Below are 19,759 nucleotides of genomic sequence, written 5' to 3' on the forward strand. Positions count from 1 at the left end.
GATTTACCCTAGGTTGAGCGTCGATCACCGCCGGAGAGGCTTAGAATTGAGGCCGCCGGCCACAGAGCGCCTCACGCTTCAGGAACCAGATGTCAAATCTCATCGAACCCAGCCAGCCCGCAGCGCCCAGCTTTGTCGAAGGCTATCTGCCCGCCCTGCTGGCGCGGGCCAGCCAGCTCATCTCGGGGGAATTCCATCAGGTCGCGCGCGAGCATGGCTTTTCCATCTCCGAATGGCGTGTGATGGCCTCGCTGGCCAACGGCAATCTGATCAGCATCGGCGATCTGGCCCAACTCACGGTGACCAAGCAGCCCACCATCACCCGCCTGCTGGACCGCATGGAATCCAAAGGCCAGGTCGAACGGGTTCCCCATCCGAGCGATCGACGCATCACGCTGGTGCACATCACCCCTGAAGGCGCACGGACGATCCGGCACCTCATCGAACTGGCCCGGGAACACGAACACCGGGTCCTGGAACCCTTCGGGCTCGCGCGTGCCGAGGAACTGAAGAAAACACTGCATCAGATCATCAAGCTGCACACCGTCCAGCCGGACGGGGACACGCCCGCAGAGACCCGCGACGACTGATTCAATGCTCGGATAGATTCGCGGCCATGTGCCGGAGCGTCTCCATGAGGCGTTCCAGTTCATCGGCGCTCAGGCCCTGATAACCACGGACGAAGATCCTGCGGGTGGCTTCCTCGATCCGGGCGGCCAGCGCCTCGCCCTCGGCCGTGATCAGGACGTCGATGACGCGCCCATCCTCGGCGTTGGTGCGCATCTCGACCAGACCCTCCTCGCGCATCCGCTGGAGGATGCGCGTCAAGGTCGAGGGCTTGATGAACACATGCGCGGCCACCGTGGAGACGCTGACGATCCCATGCCGGCGCAGAATGAGCAGCACGCGCCGCTGGGGAATATCCGTATTCAGACGCTTGAGCACCCGCTCCAGTTCCTGCGTGTACAGGGCATGCAGGCGGACCAGCCAATAGAATGGAAACTCGTCGTAGTGGAAGTCCGTGCCTTCCGGAATGAAACGCTGCGGTTCGGTGCCAGCCATGACTCCTGCCTCAAGCAGACGAGGCCCGCCCCTGGACATGGGCGGCACGCTCTTGCACGCATCATACGGCAAGAGCACGCCGCCCAGAGGACGTTTCAGGCGGACGGGTGCAGTTTGAAGCGCTGCAGCTTGCCGGTCTGGGTGCGAGGCAAGGCGTCCACGAACTCGACCGCGCGCGGGTATTTGTAAGGCGCAACCGTCGACTTGACGAAATCCTGCAAGGTCTTGACCGTCGCCTCGCCCCGCGCCTGGCCGGGCCGCAGGACCACAAAGGCCTTGACGATCTGACCGCGCTGCTCGTCGGGCACGCCGATCACGGCGCACTCCGCCACGGCGGGATGCAGCATCAGCGCCTCCTCGACCTCGGGCGCAGCGATGTTGTAGCCCGACGAGACGATCATGTCGTCCGTACGCGCCTGATAGAAGAAATAGCCGTCGGCATCCATCAGATAGGCGTCGCCCGTCAGATTCCAGCCATCCCGCACATAGGCTTTCTGACGCGGATCGGCCAGGTAGCGGCACCCCGTGGGGCCTTGCACCGCCAGCTTGCCGATGGTGCCGGGAGGCACTTCCCGTCCTTCGTCGTCCACCACCTTGGCGCGGTAGCCGGGCACCGGCTTGCCGGTGGCGCCGGGACGGGCCTGGCTTTCATCGTGCGAGATGAAGATGTGCAACATCTCGGTCGCACCGATCCCGTCGATCAGTTCGATGCCCGTGGCTTCTTTCCACAGCGCGCGCGTCGCGGCCGGCAAGGCCTCGCCCGCCGACACGCACTTGCGCAGGGGCGTCCGACGCAATTCGGCGCCATGCGCCGCCAGCGCCCGGTAGGACGTGGGCGCGGTGAACACCACCGTGGCGCCAAATTCGCGGATGCCTTCGAGCAGCAGCGGCGGACCGGCCTTTTCCAGCAGGACGGCGGTGGCGCCCACGCGCAGGGGAAACAGCAGCAGCCCCCCCAGACCGAACGTGAAGGCCAGCGGCGGGCTGCCGATGAACACGTCGTCGGCCGTGGGCCGCAGCACGTACTTGGGCCAGCAGTCACAGATCGCCATCACGTCGCGGTGGAAATGGATGGTGGCCTTGGGCACGCCCGTGGTCCCGGACGTAAAGCCCAGGATGCAGGTATCGTCGGCGGCCGTCTCGACGTTCTGGAAATCGGCCGGCATCCGTGCCATGACGGCCTCCAGGCCGCCCGGCCCGTCGTCATGGAAGAACCGCAGTTGCCGCAATCCCGGCTGATTCTGCGCTGCGAGGTTCATTTCCTCGGCCAGCGTGGCATCGCACAAGGCGTGGGTGACCTGTCCGATTTCCAGGATGGCGTTCAATTCCTTGGCGCGCAGCAGCGGCATCGTCGCCACGGCGATGCCGCCCGCCTTCATGACGGCGAACCAGCAGGCCGCCAGCATGGGATTGTTGGGCGCGCGCAGCAGTACGCGATTGCCCGGCACCAGGCCCATGTCCTGCACCAGCACGTGGGCGATGCGATTGGCCTGCTCCTGCAGATCGGCGTACGTCCAGGACACGCCCGACGCGCGAATGCAGATCCGGTCACCCCGCCCTTCGGCGACGTGGCGGTCGAGCAGTTCGGTGGCGCAATTCAGGCGCTCGGGAAACTGCAGTTCGGGCAGATCGAACAGGAATTCGGGCTGTTGTTCCGGCGGCGGCAGATGGTCGCGGGCGAAAGTATCGATGTGGGCGCTATACACGATGGATTGTCTCCCCGGCGTGATGGCCGCCGGGCGGGTTCGCGGAAACAAGTCACGAGCACACTCGACGGGCGTTAATTTAGTTGTTATTAATTTATATATGAAATAAATGGCTGTCAATGCGGGATGACCACATGCCCCCTGCTTGCGGCACGCGGTCACCCGGCCGGGCTCACCCCTGCAAAGGCTTCAACAGCTCCCGGGCAATGATGAGCTGCTGCACTTCGGTGGCCCCTTCGTAGATCCTCAGCGCCCGGACGTCCCGGTACAGACGCTCGACCGGCTGTTCGCTGACGACGCCCAGGCCGCCGAACATCTGTACGGCCGCATCGATGACCTGCTGAGCGTTCTCGGTGGCCGTCATTTTGGCCATGGCGGCCTCGCGCGTCACCGTCCGCCCCTGGTCCCGCAGCCAGGCGGCCCGGTACGTGAGCAGGGCCGCGCTGTCGATCGCCGTCGCCATCTGGGCGAGCTTGGACTGGGTCAACTGGAAGTCCGCCAGCACGCCATTGAACATGCGCCGGGTCACGGCACGCTGCAAGGCTTCGTCCAGGGCACGACGGGCAAAACCCAGCGCCGCGGCGGCCACGGAGGTCCGGAACACGTCCAGGGTCCGCATGGCGACCTTGAAGCCCTCGCCCGGCGCACCCAGACGCCGGCTCGCCGGAATGCGGCATTGATCGAAGCGCAGGCGGGCCAGCGGGTGCGGTGCGATGACCTCGATGCGCTCGGCGATTTCAAAACCCGGCGTCCCGGCATCCACGATGAAGGCCGAAAGACCACGCGAACCCGGCGCCTCGCCCGTGCGCGCGAAGACGACGTAGAAATCGGCGATGCCGCCGTTGGAAATCCAGGTTTTCTCGCCATCGAGGATGTAATCATCCCCGTCCGCACGGGCTGCGCAGCTCATGGCAGCCACGTCGGAACCCGCATCGGGTTCCGACAGGGCGAAAGCGGCGATCGCCTGCCCGGCGGCCACGCGCGGCAGATAGTCCTGGCGCTGGGCCTCGGTACCGTGCAGGGAAATCGCCCCGGAACCCAGGCCCTGCATGGCGAAGGCAAAATCGGCCAGGCCCGAATGACGGGCCAGCGTTTCGCGGATCAGACAGACGGCACGCGTATCGATCGCCGATCCGGAGCCGCCGTGCGCGGTCCCGGCAACCGCATGGCGCAGCCACCCGCCCGCACCCAGTGTACGCACCAGGGCCTTGCACGCCTCATCGACGTCCCGACCATGCTCCTGAGACACGTTCGCCGTCGCCCACGCATCCAGCGCGACCGCCAGTTCGCGGTGACGATCCTCGAAGAACGGCCACTCCAGGTACGCGGTATCCGCCATGTCAGTTCCCCTCGAAACGCGGCTTCTGTTTGTCGACGAAGGCATGATAGGCCCGCGAGAAATCCTGGGTCATCATGCAGATCGCCTGCGCCTGGGCCTCGGCCTCGATGGCCTGCTCGATCGTCATGGCCCATTCCTGGTGCAACATGGTCTTGGTGATGCCATTGGCGAAACTCGGCCCCTGGCACAATTGCGCCGCCAGCGCCTGCGCCTCGGACAGCAGTTCCTCCGGCGCGCAGAGACGGTTGAAATAGCCCCAGCGCTCGCCTTCGGTGCCACCCAGGCTGCGGCCCGTATACAGCAATTCGCTGGCTCGGCCCTGCCCGATCAGGCGCGGCAGGATGGCGCAAGCCCCCATATCGCATCCCGCCAGGCCGACGCGGTTGAACAGGAATGCGGTCTTGCTGCGCTCGGTGCCCAGCCGCAGGTCGGACGCCATGGCCATGATGGCGCCCGCGCCGGCGCACACGCCGTCGACCGCCGCCACGATCGGTTGCGGGCAGGCCCGCATGGTCTTGACCAGTTCACCGGTCATGCGCGTGAACATCAGCAGTTCCGGTGCCTTGAGCCGGATCAGCGGGCCGATGATTTCATGCACGTCCCCGCCGGAACAGAAATTACCGCCCGCACCCGTCACCACGACCGCCTTGACGTCGTCCGCCCATTTGAGGCGATGGAACAGGTCCCGCAACTCGGCATAGCTTTCGAAGGTCAGCGGATTCTTGCGCTCGGGCCGGTTCAGGGTGATGGTCGCCACGCCCTCGTGGACCGCCCATAGAAAATGCTCCGGCTGTTCCGCCGCCATGGGCCGGCGGTTGCCCGCCAACAATCCCGGGTCGATCCGATCTTCAGTCATGCGTTTTTCTCCTGGAAGTTGCGCGCCCTGCTTTGTGGGCACTTGCCTCGATTTCTTCCTGGCGCTGCGCGAGCCGTACGCGCAGATGCCCCAGATGCTCGTACAGGGCTTCCTTGTTCTCCAAGGGCAGATCCCTGAACATGTCAGTCAGCCATTGTTCGTGCTCGGCCGCCATGCGGGCGAATTCCGCCCGGCCTTTTTCGCTCAGCAGCACCCGCCAGGAACGCCGGTCCTCCGGATCCTCGATCCGCTTCACCATGCCGTCCTTGACCAGTTGATCCGTCAACCCTGTGACATTGCCTCCGGTCACCATCAGGTGGCGGGACAGCACGCTCATGCGCAGGCCGTCCGGGTGGCGATCGAGCTGAGCCAGGTAGTCGAAACGCGGCAGGGAGGTGGCAAAACGCACCCGCAGCAACAGACGGATCTGCCGCTCGATCTGGGCCGAGCAGGCCAGCAGGCGCAACCACATCCGTACGTCCAGATGGTCGTCCATCTGCGCGCGCGCTTCCAGCCCGATATGTTCCTCGCCCAACGATTCGACGAGACGGAAATTCTTAGCCAGTTTGACCATCGCGATGGCTTCCTTTCAGATGTTCAGACTCACATGACCTCGCCGCCGCTGACCGAAACCGACTGACCGGTCACGGCCCCCGCGCCCGGCCCGCACAGCCAGGCGACGGCATCCGCCACTTCGTCCGGATCGACCAGCCGCCCCTGCGGATTGGCCTTGGTGAACTCGTCGCGCGCGGACTGCGCGCTGCGGCCAGTCTTGGCCACGACCCGTTCGACGCTGCTGCGCACGATGTCGGTATCGGTGTAGCCCGGACAAACGGCGTTGACCGTCACGCCCTTGGCAGCCAGTTCCAGCGCCAGCGACCGGGTCAGTCCGATCACGCCGTGCTTGGCCGCGCAATAAGCCGACACGTAAGCGTAGCCTTTCTGGCCCGCCGTGCTGGCGACGTTGACGATCCGGCCCCAGCCGGCGGCCAGCATGTCGGGCAGCACTGCCTGGGTGCACACCATCGTCCCCGTCAGGTTGACATGCAGCATGCGCTGCCACAGGTCGGTGTCCATTTTCAGGAAAGGGGCGCTTTCCGCCTGGCCAGCGTTGTTGACCAGCATATCGACGGGCCCGAAACGGGCGCGAGCCTCGGCCAGCGCGGCAGCCACCTGATCGGCGGCGGCGACGTCGGCCGCCACCGCATGCAAGTGCCCGGGGTCTTGCGCCGCCAGTGCCTGGGCGGCTGACAGCCCCCGACCCAGGATCGTCACATGGTGCCCCTCGGCCACCAGACGCCGGACGATGGCCGCCCCGATCCCCCGGCTACCGCCCGTGACCAGAGCATGACGAGGTACCTGCCCGCCGCTCACGATCGGCCTCCGGCCAGAACGGTCGTCCGCTGCGAGCCGGCGAGGCCGCCGATCGGGATGATCTTCATCTCACGCTTCCTCCTGGGCCACACAGGCGCATCCGATCTGATGGCCGCTTATGGCTTATTTAGTTTATTTATTATTAATTTATAAATGAATTAGTTGCCTGTCAAGACATATATGAATATTCATAGACCGGCGCGGTCACGGCAAACGCCGCTCGCGCGCCGGCCGAGGCGGCCGCTTCAGCGTGCCGCCAGCCATTCGACGAGCGCATCATCGAATGGTCGTACCGCAGCCGCGCCCGAATGATTGACCAGGCTGACCAGGATGTAGCGCTTGCCGCTGGCACCGCGCACATAGCCGGCCAGCGCGCGCGAATCGCGCAAGGTGCCGGTCTTCAGGTGCGCCTGGCCACGCGTGTCTTCGGAGCGCAGGCGGCGGCGCACCGTGCCGTCCACCCCCGAAATCGCCAGCGAGGACACGAATTCCGGCATCAGGGGCGAGCGCCAGGCCACGTCCAGCATCTGCGCCAGACCACGCGCCGTGACACGGCCCTGGCGCGACAGGCCCGAGCCATTGTCCAGCGTCCAGCCCGTCGTGTCCACGCCCTGGTTCTTCAGGACCTGCCGGACCGCCTGGCCGCCGCTTTCCGGGGTGGCGCCCGAGCCGTTCAGTTCCGCGCCCAGGGTCAGCAAGGTCATGCGGGCCATGACATTGTTGCTGTGCTTGTTGATCTGGCGGATCACGTCGGCCAGGGAAGGCGAGTCGTGCCAGGCCAGCGCCGTGGCCTTCGCGGGCACGCGGCCGTCGCGCACGCCGCGCGACAACGTGCCGCCCAGCTCGCGCCAGAGCAGGCGGAACAGGGCCTCGAAATGGTCGCCCTGGTTTCCGGCCAGCCGGTACACGCTGAACTCGCCGCAAGAGCCGACGGCCTTGCCGGACACACGGATGACGGACTGCGGGCCTTCGGGCCGCACGTCGGCCGCCACGATGGGCGAGCCCTTGCACACGCCGTCCAGCCATTCGAGCCGGCCGTCGACACGCACGTCACGGGTCGGCGGATCAAGGACGGGAATCCACTGGCGCGCCTTGGCGTCGGGCAGGAACACCAGCCGGGTCGCACCGAAATTGACCATCATCGCGTCGGGGCTGGCGTTGTAGGGACGGTCCGGCGCATCGTCGAAGCTGCCCGGGTCGATGGCCACCTGACCGAACAGGCCACGATCCACCACGACCTCGGACAGGTTTTTCACGCCCCGCAGGCGCAGTTCGCGCAGCATGTTCCAGAGGTCTTCCTGGCGGAACCAGGGATCACCGGCCGCCTGGACGTACAGCGGTCCCTGCAGAGTGCCCTGGTCGTCGACGCGGGCGCCCGGGTCGGACAGAAAACGGGTGCGCCAGGTGTAATCCGGCCCCAAGGCAGACAGCGCGGTCCAGGTGGTCACCGTCTTCATCACCGAAGCCGGATTGCGCGGCTCGTCGGCCTGGATACGGACGAGCACCGGGCCGCCGGCCTCGCGGACCTCCAGCGACAGGGAGGACAGCGGCAGTTTCGTGGCCGTCCAGGCCTTTTGCAATTCCGGAGGCAATGCCTGGGCGCCTGCGCCCAGCGACATCCCCGCGAACAGGCATGACGCCAGCCCCGCGCCCAGGCGCCGTTGCCATGACCTCCACCTCATCCATCCCGCCAGCCGCATGCCATCACCCGATTCAAACCGGAAAAAAACACAGCATAATCCAAAGCAGACAGCCCGGATGCGGCCAGATGCAACGACCGGCCCTTCTCCGCAGCGCGCCGGGCGCATCGGACTAAAATACCCCGCTCCCACCGTTTTTTTCCCCGAACGCCCTCGTCGGCATTCGGACTGCCCGTGACCGACTCTCTCGATATTGCCCAGTTCGACTACGAACTGCCCCCCGAACTGATCGCCCAGCATCCCGCTGCGCGGCGCGACGCCAGCCGGCTGCTGCATCTGGATGGTGCCGGCGGCCTGCACGACCGGCAGTTCACCGACCTGCCCAGCCTGTTGCGCGCCGGCGACCTGCTGGTCTTCAACGACACCCGCGTCATCAAGGCCCGGTTGCGCGGTCGCAAGGACAGCGGCGGCCAGGTCGAAGTCCTGGTGGAACGCATCACCGAACCCCGGCGTGCCCTGGCGCACGTGCGCGCCAGCAAGTCGCCCCGTCCCGGCACGCGGCTGATCCTGGCCGACGGGACCCTCCAGGCCGAAGTCCTGGGTCGCCAGGACGAACTGTTCGAACTGGCCTTTCCGACCCCGGTGCTGGAGCTGCTGGAGCGCCACGGCAGCGTGCCCCTGCCGCCGTACATCACGCACGGCGCCGACGGCGAGGACGAGGCGCGCTACCAGACCGTCTACGCCGACAAGCCCGGCGCCGTGGCTGCGCCGACCGCCGGCCTGCACTTCGACCAGGCCATGCTCGACCGCCTGGAGGCCATGGGCGTGGAACGGGCCTTCGTCACGCTGCACGTGGGCGCGGGCACTTTCCAGCCGGTGCGCGTTGCACGCATCAGCGAGCACGTCATGCACGCGGAACGCTACGCCGTCCCGGCCGAAACCCTGCGCCGCATCCGCGAAACCCGCGCGCGCGGCGGACGCGTGATCGCCGTAGGCACGACCAGCGTGCGCTCTCTGGAGGCCGCCGCCCGTGACGGCGACGGCGAGCACGCCTGCGAAGGCGACACCCGGATCTTCATCACGCCCGGCTACCGCTTTGCCAACGTCGATGCCCTGATCACCAATTTTCACCTGCCGCAATCGACGCTGCTGATGCTGGTGTCCGCGCTGGCGGGCATGGACCCGATCCGCCGCGCCTACGCTCATGCCGTGCAATCGCGCTACCGCTTCTTCAGCTACGGCGACGCCATGTTCATCGAGGCCGCCCAGGGCCTCGCCGCCCTCCAGCCCTGATCGACAGACCCAGAAGACCTCATGACCGGACTCCGATTCGAACTATTGCACACCGACGGCGCTGCCCGGCGCGGCCGCCTGACGCTGAACCACGGCGTCGTCCAGACCCCGATCTTCATGCCCGTGGGCACTTACGGCAGCGTCAAGGCCATGCTGCCCCACGAACTGGAAGACATCGGCGCCCAGATCGTCCTGGGCAATACCTTTCACCTGTGGCTGCGCCCCGGCACCGACATCCTGGACCGCCATGGCGGCCTGCACGGCTTCATGCAGTGGGACCGGCCGATCCTGACGGATTCCGGCGGTTTTCAGGTCTTCAGCCTGGACGGCATGCGCAAGATCACCGAAGAAGGCGTGCGTTTCGCCTCGCCCATCGACGGTTCGCGCCTGTTCCTGACGCCCGAGGAATCGATGCGCATCCAGCGCAGCCTGAATTCCGACATCGCCATGGTGCTGGACGAATGCACGCCCTACCGCATCGGCGACCGTCCCGCCACCCATGAAGAAGCCGCCACTTCGATGCGCATGTCGCTGCGCTGGGCGCGCCGCTCGCGCCAGGCCTTCCAGGACCTGGGCAATCCCAACGCGCTGTTCGGCATCATCCAGGGCGGCATGTACGAGGACCTGCGCGACGAATCCCTGGCCGGCCTGACGGAGATCGGCTTCGAGGGCTACGCCATCGGCGGCCTGTCGGTGGGCGAACCCAAAGAAGACATGATGCGCGTGCTGGCCCACGTGACCCCGCGCATGCCGGCCCAGGCGCCACGCTACCTGATGGGCGTGGGCACCCCCGAGGACCTGGTCGAAGGCGTGAGCCGGGGCGTGGACATGTTCGACTGCGTCATGCCCACCCGCAACGCGCGCAACGGCTGGCTGTTCACCCGCTACGGCGACATCAAGATCCGCAACGCCCGCTACCGCGACGACACCCGCCCGCTGGACCCGACATGCGGCTGCCACACCTGCCGGCACTTCTCGCGCGCCTACCTGCACCACCTGCAGCGCGCCGGGGAAATCACCGGCGCCCGCCTGAACACCCTGCACAACCTGCACTTCTACCTGCACCTGATGGAAGACATGCGCACGGCCATCGAGGAAGACCGCTTCGAGTCCTGGCGCGAAGCCTTCCACCGCGATCGGGCGCGCGGCATCGAATAAAGACGGAAACGCGACCAAGGCCATATCCCGCTACAATCAAGAGTTAATTTCGTTCACGAGCCAGCTATCGGCCGGCTCGTACCCATCCATCGACCCCCATAGCCCTCGCAGGAGCCTCCATGTCCCTCGTCGACACCCTGACCCTGATCCCGGCCCAAGCCGCCGGCGAAGCGAACCCGCTGATGAGCATGCTGCCCATCATCCTGATGTTCGTCATCCTGTACTTCCTGATGATCCGTCCGCAAATGAAGCGCCAGAAGGATCACAAGAAGATGGTCGAGGCCCTGGCCAAGGGCGACGAAGTCATTCTGTCGGGCGGCATGCTGGGCAAGATCAGCAAGGTCAGCGACAACTACCTGACCATCGAAATCTCCCAGGCAGGCGACAAGGCCGTGGAAACCCTCGTGCAACGCAGCGCCGTCACCACCGTGCTGCCCAAGGGCACGATCAAGTCGCTCTGATCCGCCCGGCGGGCGCCGACGTCCGGCGCCCCGTCCCATTCAGACTTGCCTCACCTGATCGACCATGAACCGCTACCCAATCTGGAAATACCTCCTCGTTCTGGCCGCCGTCCTGATCGGCGTGCTCTACACGCTGCCCAATCTCTACGGTGAGTCTCCGGCGGTCCAGATCGCGGGGGCCAAGACGGCCGTCAAGATCGATCAGAACACCCTGACCCGGGCCGAACAGGCGCTGGACCAGGCCGGCATCCGCCCGACTGCGGGTTCGTTCGAGATGAACGGCCCGGTCGGCACGGTACGGCTGCGCTTCGACTCCACCGACACGCAGCTCAAGGCCAAGGACCAGATCGAAAAAGTCCTGAACCCGGACCCGCAGAATCCCGACTACACCGTCGCCCTGAACCTGATGTCGGCCTCGCCGAACTGGCTGACGTCCCTGGGCGCCCACCCCATGTACCTGGGCCTGGACCTGCGCGGCGGCGTGCACTTCCTGCTCCAGGTGGACATGCAGGGCGCCCTGACCAGCCGCTACGACTCCATGGCCGGCGAAGCCCGCACCACTCTGCGCGACGCCAAGCTCAAGGCCGAGGACGTCGAGCGCAACCAGCAGTCAGTGCGCGCAACCTTCGCCACCCAGGCCGATCGGGACGCAGCCATCGACACGCTGCGCCGCGCCATGCCTGAAATGGTCTTCACCACCGGCCAGTCCGGTGAGCAGTGGCTGGTGGACGGCACGCTCAGCCCGGCTTCGATCACCCAGGTTCAGGACAACGCCCTGAAGCAGAACATCCAGACGTTGCACAACCGGATCAATGAACTCGGCGTGGCCGAGCCCGTGATCCAGCAACAGGGCGGCGACCGCATCGTGGTCCAACTGCCCGGCGTCCAGGACGTGGCCAAGGCCAAGGACATCCTGGGCCGTACCGCCACCCTGGAAATCCACATGGTGGACGATTCGCCCACCGCCACGGCCGCGCTGGCTTCGGGCCGCGTGCCCTTCGGCCTGGTGCGCTACGAAGACCGCGACGGCCGCCCCCTGCTGCTGCGCCGCCAGGTGATCCTGACTGGCGAGAACCTGCAGGACGCCCAACCCGGCCGCGACCAGCAGACCCAGCAGCCCACCGTCAACCTGACGCTGGACTCCAAGGGCGCACGCATCTTCCGTGACGTGACGCGCGACAACATCGGCAAGCGCATGGCCATCGTGCTGTTCGAAAACGGCAAGGGCGAGGTCGTCACCGCTCCGGTGATCCGTTCCGAAATCCCCGGCGGCCAGGTGCAGATTTCCGGCAGCATGAACGCCCAGGAAGCCGCCGACGTGGCCCTGTTGCTGCGCGCCGGTTCTCTGGCTGCGCCGATGCACATCATCGAAGAACGCACCATCGGCCCCAGCCTGGGCGCCGCCAACATCAAGCAGGGCTTCGACTCGACCCTGTACGGCTTCATCGCCATCGCGGTCTTCATCATCCTGTACTACCACCTGTTCGGCCTGTTCTCCACGCTGGGCCTGAGCCTCAACGTGCTCCTGCTGCTGGCCGTGCTGTCCATGCTGCAGGCCACGCTGACCCTGCCCGGCATCGCCGCCGTCGCCCTGACCCTGGGCATGGCCATCGACGCCAACGTGCTGATCAACGAACGCATCCGCGAAGAGCTGCGCGAGGGCCTGCCCCCCCAACAGGCGATCCACCTGGGCTTCGACCGTGCCTGGGCGACGATTTTCGACTCCAACCTGACCAGCCTGATCGTGGGCGTGGCCCTGCTGACCTTCGGTACCGGCCCGGTGCGCGGCTTTGCCGTGGTGCACTGCATCGGCATCCTGACCTCGATGTTCTCGTCCGTGGTCGGCGTGCGTGCCCTGGCGAACCTGTGGTACGGCCGCCAGCGCAAGCTGAAGACGATCTCCATCGGCCAGATCTGGAAACCCAAGCAGGACTGACGGGCTCAGGCCCCAGCCCGTCCACCCCGCACCCCAGGACACATCATGGAATTTTTCCGCATTCATCGCACCATCCCGTTCATGCGGCATGCGCTGATCCTGAACATCATCAGCCTGCTGACCTTTCTGGCCGCCGTCTTCTTCATCGCCACCCGGGGCTTTCACCTGTCGATCGAGTTCACCGGCGGCACGGTGATGGAAGTCCACTACGAACAGACCGCGCCGGTCGCCGACATCCGCACGGCGATCGACTCGCTGGGCTATACCGACTTCCAGGTGCAGAATTTCGGCACCTCGCAGGACGTGATGATCCGCCTGCCGGTACGCCCCAATGAAGACACCGCCACCCAGAGCCGCATCGTCATGTCCGCTCTGCAGGCCCAGCACGCCGACGTGCAGTTGCGTCGGGTGGAATTCGTCGGGCCGCAGGTCGGCCAGGAGCTGCTGCACAACGGCCTGATGGCGCTGCTGTTCGTAGTGGTGGGCATCATGGTCTATCTGGCCATCCGGTTCGAATGGAAGCTGGCGGCCTCGTGCGCGCTGGCGAACCTGCACGACGTGGTGATCATCCTGGGCTTCTTCGCCTTCTTCCAGTGGGAATTCTCGCTGTCGGTGCTGGCCGGGGTGCTGGCGGTGCTGGGCTATTCGGTGAACGAATCCGTGGTCGTGATGGACCGGATCCGTGAAAATTTCCGCAAGATGCGCAAGGCCTCGGTGCGCGAAATCATCAACACCTCGATCACGCAGAACATTTCCCGGACGATCATCACGCACGGTTCGACGCAGATGATGGTGCTGTCGATGTTCTTCTTCGGCGGCCCGACGCTGCACAATTTCTCGCTGGCGCTGACGATCGGGATCTGGTTCGGTATCTACTCGTCGGTGTTCGTGGCCGCCGCCCTGGCGATGTGGATGGGCATCAAGCGCGAAGACCTGGTCAAGCCGGTCAAGAAGGACGGGCCGGAAGTCGAACTCGGGTAATTCCTCCGCGATTCCGCCTGACCGCAGCAGGGCCGGCATCTTCGGATGACCGGCCCTGTTTTCTTGAACGCCTGTGCTGCGTGCGTCGGCGCGCCGTTCCTCTCAATGCGGATGGGTCGCCCACACCACGTAATCCGCCACCGCCTCGCGCTGCTCCCGAGTCAGCGTCTCTTCGAAGGACGGCATGGCGCCGCCACCGTCCCTGAGCGCAGCCAGCACCTGATCCCGATCCGGCTGCAATTCATCCAGATTCGGCCCGATGGGTCCCGTGGCCTGCGCATCCTCCAGCGTGTGACAGACCGCGCAAGCCGGGGTCGCGTTCTTCTGGAACAGCGTACGCCCCTCTTCCAGCCGCGCCGCATCGGGAGTATCGGCCCACGCGGCGCCGGCCGCCAGGCCCAGCGCGCCGCACAGCGCGACGCGGCCCAGCCAGGCTTGCCGACGGGTGCTCCAGTTCATCGCCCCACACACTCAGACCACCTCCAGTTCGACGCTGTGATCCAGCCAGCTATTGTTGTTGTAGCCCCGGTTGTTGTCCTGCCGTTCCTTGGGCTGCGTATCGCCCTTGTCGTTGGTCGCACGGGTGGCAATCTGGTATTTGCCGGGTTTCAGATCCACGGCCAGCGCGAAGGTGCGCCAGGCGTAGCGCCCCATGTCGGGGCCAAACGAGTCGGCGGCGTGCCAGGTCTGGCCGCCGTCGAGGGAAACCTCCACCCCCTTGAGCGCATGGAATCCGCCCATGGCGACGCCCGACAGAACCATACGGCCGGCCGGCTGCGGCTTGCCCGGTTCGTAGGGCGAGGTGACCCAGGAATTGACCGGCATTTCCCAGATCGAGGGGTATTTGTCCGAACCCTTTTCCCCCACCGGATAAAAGCGGTAGCTGCTCTGCTGGATCTTGGCCGGCGACTGTTCCGCCGTGAAGGCCAGATGCCGGATGTACTTGATGTTGTTTACGCCCATATAGCCGGGCACGATCAGGCGCAGAGGACCGCCGTGCGCCAGCGGCAGCGCGGCGCCATTCAGTTCCCAGGCCAGGATGGCGTCCTCCATGGCCTCGACCGGCACGGAACGCTCCACTTTCACGGTATTGGGATCCACGCCTTCCGGCAGGATCTCGCCACCCGTGCCGGTCATGTATTTCATGCCGCCTGCGACACCGCCCAGTGCCTTGACGACATCCTTGACCGGCACACCGGCGAACACCACGCAGCCGGCGGCGCCGACCGTCCATTGAGTGCCGCTGGGTTTGTGCGGAAACCAGGCCCGCCCGTTGCCCGAGCACTGCAGCACCATGGTCACAGCGGTCAAGCCCAGGCGTTTGAGGTCCGCCACGGTCAAGCTGCCTGGTTGGGCGACCCCGGAGACTTCCAGCGACCAGGCATCGGGGTCCTTCATGATGTCGGCCGACGGCGGATTCAGATTATTGCGCACGTACAGGCGGTTGCTGGGCGTGATCGTGCTATGGCCAAAGTCCTCGCGCCGCAATTCGATGGTATTGGCGCTGTGCACGATCATGGCGTCCGCGTCTTTCCACGCGGCGTATTCCGGTAGGGCCTTGCCGCCGCCCGCCGCGGCCTTGGCGGGCGGGTCCTGGCGGACACCATCAGCCAGCGCAGCTCCCGGCAGGCCGGCCAGGGCCGCCAGTCCGCCGCCCACAGCCAGAGCGCGGCGGCGCCCGGGATTCACAAGATACGGATTGCTCATGCCTGTCTCCCTTGTCATCCGACGGCCCGCAATGCCCATCCACCTGGAGCATGACGACCGGATCGTTGGTTTTTCTACTGATCCTGCTTTGGGTAATTTTCTTATAACTGATAATTTGTTGAATCTTCAACCATTGAGATTCGTCAGGCATAGGACAATCCTCATTCACAGTACAATCAAGGGTTTCAGACCTCGCCCCCGGGATATAAACCCGTCACGGCCTTCACCATGCAAGAAACCTCTCTGCGCCGCCCGGGCGTCACGCCCGCGCCTGCCGCCGCCCCTACCGCCGACACTGCTCAGGATCAAGCCCTGGCCACCCTGCTGCAACCGACCGAACCCGGCCGCGTGAAAAAGCTGTTCATCCGCACCTTCGGCTGCCAGATGAATGAATACGACTCCGAGAAAATGGCCGACGTGCTGCACGCCGCCAAGGGCGTGGAACTGACCCAGACTCCGGACGACGCCGACATCATCCTGTTCAACACCTGTTCGGTACGCGAAAAAGCCCAGGAAAAAGTCTTTTCCGACCTGGGTCGCGTGCAGCACCTGAAACGGCGGAATCCCGATCTGGTGATCGGCGTGGGCGGCTGCGTGGCCAGCCAGGAAGGCGAGGCCATCGTGCGCCGCGCGCCCTATGTGGATGTGGTGTTCGGTCCCCAGACCCTGCACCGCCTGCCGGAACTGATCGACCGGCGTCGCGCCACCGGCCAGTCCCAGGTGGACATTTCCTTCCCGGAAATCGAAAAATTCGACGCCCTGCCCCCGGCCCGCATCGACGGGCCCTCGGCCTTTGTCTCCATCATGGAAGGCTGCAGCAAATACTGCAGCTTCTGCGTCGTGCCCTACACCCGGGGTGCCGAGGTCTCGCGCCCCTTCGATGACGTCCTGGTGGAAATCGCCGACCTGGCCGACCAGGGCGTGCGCGAAGTCACCCTGCTGGGCCAGAACGTCAACGCCTACCGGGGGCCGGCCGGCGACGGCGGCGAGATCGCCGACTTTGCCATGCTGCTGGACTATGTGCACGACATCCCCGGCATCGAGCGCATCCGCTACACCACGTCTCACCCCAAGGAAATGACCGCGCGGCTGATCGAGGCTCACGGCCGGCTGCCCAAGCTGGTGCCCTTCCTGCATCTGCCGGTCCAGGCCGGCAGCGACAGGGTGCTGGCCGCCATGAAGCGCGGCTACACGGCGCTGGAATACAAGTCCATCATCCGCCGCCTGCGCGCCGCGCGACCCGACATGACGCTGTCCTCGGACTTCATCGTCGGCTTTCCCGGCGAGACCGAGGCCGACTTCCAGAAGACGATGGACCTGGTGCGCCACGTGGGCTTCGACCAGTCTTTCTCCTTCGTGTATTCGCGCCGCCCGGGCACCCCGGCCGCCGATCTGCCCGACGACACGCCGGACGCCGAAAAACTCGATCGCCTGCACCGCCTGCAGGCCTTGATCAACGACCAGGCCGCCGCCATCAGCCGCTCCATGGTGGGCGGCATCCAGCGTCTGCTGGTCGAAGGCCCCTCGAAAAAGGATCCCCGCGACATGAAAGGCCGCACGGAAAACAACCGCATCGTCAACTTCGCCGGTCAGCCGCGCCTGATCGGCCAGATGGTGGACGTGCGCATCACCGAGGCGCTGACCAACACGTTGCGCGGCGAAATCGTCACGATCGACAGCGCGCAGGCCGACACATGAGCACGAAAAGCCATCCGACCGCTGCCGCACGACGCCCCCCCGGGACAGCCCCGGCACCCGCCCGTCCATCCTCCGCAAAAGCCCGTCCGCTCTCGCTGCAACTGGACGCGGACAATACCCATCTGGCCAATCTGTGCGGGCCGCTGGACGAGAACCTGCGCCAGATCGCCCAGGCCTACGGGGTGGAGATCAGCCGGCGCGGCACCCGCTTCACGATCCGGGGCGCCCAGGCGCGTCCGACCGCCGGGGCGCTGCGCTGGTTCCACGAACGCGCCGCCTCGGCGCCGCTGTCCCTGGACACCCTGCAGCTCGGCCTGGTGGAACTGGGTGCCCGCTCGGGCGAAACCGGCGGCGCGCCGGAACTGCCCGAACTGCCGCCAGTGGACGACGCCAGCCTGAGCCTGCGCACCCGCAAGACCGACCTGCGCCCGCGCACCCCGCGCCAACGCGACTATCTGAACGCCATCCTGAAGCATGACGTGACCTTCGGTGTCGGCCCCGCCGGCACCGGCAAGACCTGGCTGGCGGTCGCCTGCGCCATCGACGCGCTGGAGCGCGAATCGGTGTCCCGGCTGGTGCTGACGCGCCCGGCTGTGGAAGCCGGTGAACGCCTGGGTTTTCTGCCCGGCGACCTGGTCCAGAAGGTCGATCCCTACCTGCGGCCACTCTACGACGCCCTGTACGATCTGCTGGGGTTTGAAAAGACCCAGCGGCTGTTCGAAAAACAGACGATCGAGATCGCGCCGCTGGCCTATATGCGCGGGCGCACGCTGAACCACGCCTTCATCATCCTCGACGAGGCACAGAACACCACACCGGAACAGATGAAGATGTTCCTGACGCGGATCGGTTTCGGCAGCAAGGCCGTCATCAACGGCGACCCGTCCCAGGTGGACCTGCCCAAGGGCCAACAGAGCGGCCTGCTGCACGCGCTGGACGTGCTCGACGACGTGGCGGGCATCGCTCAGACGCGCTTCACCAGCCGCGATGTGGTGCGCCACCCGCTGGTAGGCCGCATCGTCGAAGCCTACGAACAAGCGGGCGACCATGTATCCTGATTTCAATCTGTCGATCCAGTACGCGGTCGAGGCCCCGGCCCTGCCGCGCTGGCGCCTGCGGCGCTGGGTGGGTCGTGCGCTGGCCTTTGCCCTGGCGCCTCCGGAACCGCGCGCCGGCAGCCCGGTGGCCCTGACCCTGCGCCTGGTCGACGCCGAGGAAGGTCGCGAACTGAATGCCGCCTGGCGCCAGCGCGACTACGCCACCAATGTGCTCACCTTCGAATACGGCGCGGACCCCAGCGGCCTGATCCTGGGCGACATCGTGCTGTGTCTGCCGGTGCTGGAACGCGAAGCGGCCGAACAGGGCAAGCCCCTGCTGCATCACGCCGCCCACCTGGTCACGCACGGCGTGCTGCACGCCCTGGGCCACGACCACCTCGAGGCCGACGAAGCCGAACGCATGGAAGCGCTGGAGACTCGCATCCTGGCGGCCCAGGGCATCCAGAACCCTTACACCGACGACGAACGCGCCTGAAGCCGGCCGTTTATCGGTTATGCTACAAAATTCTCTACTCGTCCTCAGGACAATGCCAGACCCCCACGCCCCCGACCCGGAGCCTCGAACATCCCGGCCCTCACGTTCCCTTCTTTCCCGCTTCAAGGCTCTGCTGCGCCCCGCACCACCCACTGACCGCGAGGACATCCGCGCCGTCCTCGAAGCCGCCCATGACCACTCCGTTCTCGACGGGGAATCGTATGCCATGATTTCCGGGGCCCTGGCGGTCGTGGACAAGACCGTGGCCGACATCATGGTGTCGCGTGCGCGCATGGACCTGCTCGACATCTCCCGGCCGCTGCCGGAACTGATGCCGACCATCACCGAAACCGGCCATTCGCGCTTTCCCGTCTACGAAGGCGACCGCGACAACATCGTCGGTGTGCTGCTCGCCAAGGACCTGCTGCTGGCCCTGGCGGATCACGCACTGGACATCCGCGCGCTGGTGCGCCCCCCCGTCTTCATCCCCGAATCCAAGCGCCTGAACGAACTGCTGCATGAGTTCCGCGTCAGCCGCAACCACCTGGCCATCGTCATCGACGAGCACGGCGGCATCTGCGGCCTGGTGACCATGGAGGACGTGCTGGAACAGATCGTCGGCGACATCGAAGACGAATTCGACGACGAGGCCGAAAAGACCATCTTCCGTACCGGCGAAAACAGCTGGCGCGCGATGGGCATCGCCGAAATCGAGGATTTCAACGAAGCCTTCGGCGTCGAACTGGACGACGAGGACGCGGATACGCTCAACGGCTGGCTGGCGGCCGAACTCGGCCACATCCCCCGGCGCGGCGAACGGCTCGAACGCCACGGACTGGTCTTCACCGTCGTCAGCGCGGACGGCAAGCGGGCGCGCTGGCTGCACATCCAGCACCTGGACCCGCCCCCTCCCTCCCCGGAACATGCCGCCTGAGTCCACGACTGCAGCGGCAGCCGGCCGGCCGGCTGCGCGGCGCGCCTGGCGCGCGCCCCTGGCGGCGCTACTGGCCGGCAG

Annotated in this window: 19 protein-coding genes; 10 read left to right on the top strand and 9 right to left on the bottom strand. The window is 66.0% G+C overall.

Annotation, left to right across the window (positions count from 1 at the left end):
* Positions 1-89 precede the first annotated feature (89 nt).
* Positions 90-590 (top strand): MarR family winged helix-turn-helix transcriptional regulator, encoded by a 501-nt coding sequence (locus WA983_RS13595; protein WP_424251893.1) that lies wholly within the window; start codon positions 90-92, stop codon positions 588-590.
* A 1-nt stretch (position 591) separates the two neighbouring features.
* Here the strand turns inward: WA983_RS13595 and WA983_RS13600 are convergent, their stop codons facing one another.
* From WA983_RS13600 to dacB, 7 genes are all read right to left on the bottom strand, one after another.
* Positions 592-1,062 (bottom strand): MarR family winged helix-turn-helix transcriptional regulator, encoded by a 471-nt coding sequence (locus WA983_RS13600; protein WP_424251891.1) that lies wholly within the window; start codon positions 1,060-1,062, stop codon positions 592-594.
* 95 nt (positions 1,063-1,157) lie between these two features.
* Positions 1,158-2,771, bottom strand: coding sequence for an AMP-binding protein (locus WA983_RS13605; RefSeq protein WP_424251899.1), 1,614 nt, complete (start codon positions 2,769-2,771; stop codon positions 1,158-1,160).
* Between the two features lie 169 nt (positions 2,772-2,940).
* On the bottom strand, positions 2,941-4,107 hold the full coding sequence (locus WA983_RS13610) for an acyl-CoA dehydrogenase family protein (RefSeq protein WP_424251889.1): 1,167 nt from the start codon (positions 4,105-4,107) through the stop codon (positions 2,941-2,943).
* Between the two features lies 1 nt (position 4,108).
* Positions 4,109-4,963, bottom strand: coding sequence for an enoyl-CoA hydratase family protein (locus WA983_RS13615; RefSeq protein ID WP_424251887.1), 855 nt, complete (start codon positions 4,961-4,963; stop codon positions 4,109-4,111).
* Positions 4,956-5,537, bottom strand: a complete 582-nt coding sequence (locus WA983_RS13620) for a MarR family winged helix-turn-helix transcriptional regulator (RefSeq protein ID WP_424251885.1) — start codon at positions 5,535-5,537, stop codon at positions 4,956-4,958. Before WA983_RS13620 ends, WA983_RS13615 begins: the two co-directional genes overlap by 8 nt.
* Positions 5,538-5,566: 29 nt before the next feature.
* Complete coding sequence (locus tag WA983_RS13625) at positions 5,567-6,337, bottom strand: SDR family NAD(P)-dependent oxidoreductase (RefSeq protein WP_424251883.1); 771 nt, start codon at positions 6,335-6,337, stop codon at positions 5,567-5,569.
* A 245-nt stretch (positions 6,338-6,582) separates the two neighbouring features.
* Positions 6,583-8,037: a D-alanyl-D-alanine carboxypeptidase/D-alanyl-D-alanine endopeptidase gene (gene dacB, locus WA983_RS13630; protein ID WP_424251881.1), complete on the bottom strand. Its 1,455-nt coding sequence runs from the start codon at positions 8,035-8,037 to the stop codon at positions 6,583-6,585.
* Between the two features lie 174 nt (positions 8,038-8,211).
* Here dacB and queA point away from each other — a divergent pair, with 174 nt between their 5' ends.
* The 5 genes from queA to secF all read left to right on the top strand — a co-directional run bounded on the left by queA (position 8,212) and on the right by secF (position 13,806).
* Positions 8,212-9,270 carry a tRNA preQ1(34) S-adenosylmethionine ribosyltransferase-isomerase QueA gene (queA, locus tag WA983_RS13635; RefSeq protein ID WP_424251879.1) on the top strand — a complete coding sequence of 353 codons (1,059 nt, stop codon included), beginning with the start codon at positions 8,212-8,214 and terminating at the stop codon, positions 9,268-9,270.
* Between the two features lie 21 nt (positions 9,271-9,291).
* Positions 9,292-10,428, top strand: coding sequence for a tRNA guanosine(34) transglycosylase Tgt (gene tgt / locus WA983_RS13640; RefSeq protein WP_424251877.1), 1,137 nt, complete (start codon positions 9,292-9,294; stop codon positions 10,426-10,428).
* A 119-nt stretch (positions 10,429-10,547) separates the two neighbouring features.
* Entirely contained in the window at positions 10,548-10,889 is a 342-nt protein-coding gene (gene yajC, locus WA983_RS13645) for a preprotein translocase subunit YajC (protein WP_424251875.1), read from the top strand.
* Positions 10,890-10,953: 64 nt separating this feature from the next.
* A complete protein-coding gene (gene secD / locus WA983_RS13650; protein ID WP_424251873.1) occupies positions 10,954-12,825 on the top strand; it encodes a protein translocase subunit SecD in 1,872 nt (623 codons plus the stop codon).
* Positions 12,826-12,870: 45 nt separating this feature from the next.
* The gene (secF, locus tag WA983_RS13655) at positions 12,871-13,806 is read left to right on the top strand and encodes a protein translocase subunit SecF (RefSeq protein ID WP_424251871.1); all 936 of its coding nucleotides are present in this window, start codon (positions 12,871-12,873) and stop codon (positions 13,804-13,806) included.
* Positions 13,807-13,908: 102 nt separating this feature from the next.
* Here the strand turns inward: secF and WA983_RS13660 are convergent, their stop codons facing one another.
* Both WA983_RS13660 and WA983_RS13665 read right to left on the bottom strand, forming a co-directional pair.
* Positions 13,909-14,265 (bottom strand): c-type cytochrome, encoded by a 357-nt coding sequence (locus WA983_RS13660; protein WP_424251869.1) that lies wholly within the window; start codon positions 14,263-14,265, stop codon positions 13,909-13,911.
* 12 nt (positions 14,266-14,277) lie between these two features.
* Positions 14,278-15,513 carry a sulfite oxidase gene (locus WA983_RS13665; protein ID WP_424312186.1) on the bottom strand — a complete coding sequence of 412 codons (1,236 nt, stop codon included), beginning with the start codon at positions 15,511-15,513 and terminating at the stop codon, positions 14,278-14,280.
* A 228-nt stretch (positions 15,514-15,741) separates the two neighbouring features.
* On the opposite strand from WA983_RS13665, the gene miaB reads away from it, so the two are divergent.
* From miaB to WA983_RS13685, 4 genes are read left to right on the top strand one after another with little or no spacing between them, the layout of a single operon-like run.
* Positions 15,742-17,211, top strand: coding sequence for a tRNA (N6-isopentenyl adenosine(37)-C2)-methylthiotransferase MiaB (gene miaB / locus WA983_RS13670; protein ID WP_424247883.1), 1,470 nt, complete (start codon positions 15,742-15,744; stop codon positions 17,209-17,211).
* A complete protein-coding gene (locus WA983_RS13675) occupies positions 17,208-18,269 on the top strand; it encodes a PhoH family protein (RefSeq protein ID WP_424247885.1) in 1,062 nt (353 codons plus the stop codon). The genes miaB and WA983_RS13675 overlap by 4 nt, the downstream gene beginning before the upstream one ends.
* Positions 18,259-18,744 carry an rRNA maturation RNase YbeY gene (gene ybeY / locus WA983_RS13680; RefSeq protein WP_424247886.1) on the top strand — a complete coding sequence of 162 codons (486 nt, stop codon included), beginning with the start codon at positions 18,259-18,261 and terminating at the stop codon, positions 18,742-18,744. The genes WA983_RS13675 and ybeY overlap by 11 nt, the downstream gene beginning before the upstream one ends.
* 52 nt (positions 18,745-18,796) lie before the next feature.
* Positions 18,797-19,678 carry an HlyC/CorC family transporter gene (locus WA983_RS13685; protein WP_424312187.1) on the top strand — a complete coding sequence of 294 codons (882 nt, stop codon included), beginning with the start codon at positions 18,797-18,799 and terminating at the stop codon, positions 19,676-19,678.
* The last annotated feature ends 81 nt before the right edge of the window (positions 19,679-19,759 follow it).

Source organism: Castellaniella sp., from assembly GCF_049650445.1.
Taxonomy (GTDB): domain Bacteria; phylum Pseudomonadota; class Gammaproteobacteria; order Burkholderiales; family Burkholderiaceae_B; genus Castellaniella.